This window comes from Streptomyces sp. NPDC059002, from assembly GCF_042740435.1.
Taxonomy (GTDB): Bacteria; Actinomycetota; Actinomycetes; order Streptomycetales; family Streptomycetaceae; genus Streptomyces.
The window spans coordinates 1-1,470 of record NZ_JBHYJI010000157.1; the positions used below are offsets into that span (position 1 = coordinate 1).

Below are 1,470 nucleotides of genomic sequence, written 5' to 3' on the forward strand. Positions count from 1 at the left end.
ATAAATATCATGCGATGAATCGATAATACCTCCTGTTAAAAAGGGAGGTTTTTTATTGTGTAACAAAAAAGCCATCACCCCAAAGGGACTGACCCCATAAGATGAGACAAATAAAAACACCTTCAAGTTTGAATACGGATGATTGTTATCCGAAATTAGACTTGGAGGTGTTTTTTCTATGGGGACAAGAGTGAGTTATCCGGTTGAAGTGAAACAGAAGGCTGTAGAAATGAGATTGGCAGGCGTACCTATGAAAGAGATCATGCAGGAGTTGAATATCAAAAATAATACGCAGATTAAGACATGGGTCAGATGGTATAAGGCTGGTGATACACATCGATTTGAACAGCCTGTTGGTAAGCAATACACTTATGGAAAAGGTCCGGAGTATTCTTCCGAATTAGAGAAACTGCAGGCAGAGAATCGATATCTGAGACAACAGAATGAAGTGTTAAAAAAGTACAACGAATTGGAAAGGAAGTTGATAGCCAAACGTCAGTCGAACTTGTAGAAGAATTGCACAGCACAATGACCGTGCAGGATATCTGTATTCATTTAGGTATCTCTCGCTCGTCTTATTATCGTTGGAAGAAGAATCTGAAGAAAGATCATCCCAAGCGCCATTTAGAAAAACAAATCGGCACGTTGTGCCGAGAGCACCAGTATCGATATGGATATCGAAAAATCACAGCTATATTAAAAAAGAGAATGTGTATTAACCATAAAACGGTTCAGCGTATTATGCAGAAAAATCAGTGGCAGTGCCGGGTTAAGGTGAAAAAGCGCAAGAAGAATGGGCAGCCATATGCCGTGGTCGACAATATATTAGATAGGAACTTTCAGTCTGATCATCCTCTTGAAAAACTAGTAACAGACATCACGTATTTGCCTTATGGACAGAAACAATTGTACCTTTCCAGTATATTGGATGTATATAATGGAGAAGTGATTGCTTTTACGATTGGAGATAAGCAGGACACAGACTTTGTCTTACACACACTTGATCAACTGCCAACACTGCCTGAGAACTGCGTGTTACATAGTGACCAAGGATCTGTGTATACATCTTACGAGTATCAGAAAGCTGTTAAAACAAAAGGCATTACCATGAGCATGTCCCGCAAAGGGACACCCGCTGATAATGCCTCCATCGAATCGTTTCATTCCTCACTAAAGTCTGAAACGTTCTATCTTAACAGCATTGATCGAACCACGACCGCCATCGTAGAACGCACTGTCATAGAATACTTTCATTATTATAACAATATTCGTATTCAAACGAAACTAAACAACCAATCACCGATAAATTATCGGCAATTGGCTGTTTAAAAGGTGTTTTGATCCCTGTCTCAAAAACGGGGGTCAGTCCCGGAACAGCATGGGTTTTTCTTATGGTCAGAGATTATCTGCATCGTTTGGCGGCAGCCCAAGCCACTAGTCCGGCAACAACAGCCGCCGATACAATGGGGC

Annotated in this window: 1 protein-coding gene; it reads left to right on the forward strand. The window is 40.8% G+C overall.

Annotated elements, in window-relative coordinates:
* Window positions 1-178: 178 nt before the first annotated feature.
* A protein-coding gene (locus ACFWZ2_RS43615) for an IS3 family transposase (RefSeq protein ID WP_384555359.1) occupies window positions 179-1,329 on the forward strand; the annotation gives its coding sequence in 2 pieces (ribosomal slippage) (window positions 179-452 and window positions 452-1,329; 1,152 coding nt in all).
* Window positions 1,330-1,470 lie beyond the last annotated feature (141 nt).